Raw genomic sequence first — 1,205 nt, 5'->3', positions numbered from 1 at the left:
GTGCGGATGGTGAAGACCTTCTTCGCGTCCCGCGACTTCACCACCTGGATGGCGTTGCCGGCATAGATCGGCCGCTCGAAGGTCTCGGCGTCGAGGATGGCCGAGACATCCGACAGCACCATCACGTCGAGCAGCGCCGCGACGCGGGGCATGACGTTCTTGGCATCGGTGGTCGCAGGCGCGGCGATGTGGTCGTAATCGCCGGCCAGGCCCACGATCAGCGCCGCGGTCGGCTCGGCCAGGCGGTGGCCGTAGAGCGGGGCCTCGGCCACCAGCACCTTCGCGACGCCGGCGATCTTCGCGGCCTCCTCGGCGGCSGCCTTGGCCTGCGCGCCGGCGCAGAGCACCGTSACATCGCCCAAGGCCTTGACCGCCTGCACCGCCTTCGCCGTCGCGTCGCGGTTCAGCGCCCCGTTCGTGACTTCCCCAAGCAGCAGAACAGCCATCAGATCACCCCCGCTTCTTTCAGCTTGCCCACCAGCTCGTCCACCGAGCCSACCTTGATGCCGGCCTTGCGGCCCTCGGGCTCGCGCACCGAGACCACCTCGAGCCGCGGCGCGACGTCGACGCCGTAATCGGCGGCGGTCTTTTCATCGAGCGGCTTCTTCTTGGCCTTCATGATGTTCGGCAGCGAGGCATAGCGCGGCTCGTTCAGGCGCAGGTCGGCGGTGACCACCGCCGGCAGCGCGACCTCGATGGTCTGGAGGCCGCCGTCGACCTCGCGGGTGACTTTCGCTTTGCCGCCCTCGATCTCGACCTTGCTGGCGAAGGTGGCCTGCGCCCAGCCGAGCAGCGCCGCCAGCATCTGGCCGGTGGCGTTCATGTCGTTGTCGATGGCCTGCTTGCCGGCGATGATGAGCTCGGTGCCCTCGGCCTTGGCCACCGCGGCGAGGATCTTCGCCACCGCCAAGGGCTCGATGTCCTGCTGCACGTCGTCCGCAGCCACGACCAGGATCGCCCGGTCGGCGCCCATGGCCAAGGCGGTGCGCAGCGTCTCGGCCGCCTGCTTGACGCCGATCGAGACCGCGATGATCTCTTCGGCCTGGCCCTTCTCCTTCAGACGGATCGCCTCCTCCACCGCGATCTCGTCGAACGGGTTCATCGACATCTTCACATTCGCCAGATCGACACCAGACCCGTCGCTCTTCACGCGCGCCTTCACGTTGTAGTCGATCACGCGCTTCACTGGCACGAGAACCTTCATC

General features: G+C 67.8%; 1 protein-coding gene and 1 pseudogene. Both read right to left on the bottom strand.

Annotated features, from left to right (window positions below):
• Positions 1-446, bottom strand: a pseudogene (locus AQY21_RS27065) (electron transfer flavoprotein subunit alpha/FixB family protein); the annotation flags it as partial.
• Entirely contained in the window at positions 446-1,204 is a 759-nt protein-coding gene (locus tag AQY21_RS27060; RefSeq protein WP_058098947.1) for an electron transfer flavoprotein subunit beta/FixA family protein, read from the bottom strand. The pseudogene AQY21_RS27065 and the gene AQY21_RS27060, both read right to left, overlap by 1 nt.
• Position 1,205 lies beyond the last annotated feature (1 nt).

This window comes from Paracoccus sp. MKU1 (assembly GCF_001447385.1).
GTDB lineage: Bacteria > Pseudomonadota > Alphaproteobacteria > Rhodobacterales > Rhodobacteraceae > Paracoccus.
This window is presented reverse-complemented; position numbering and strand designations above follow the sequence as displayed.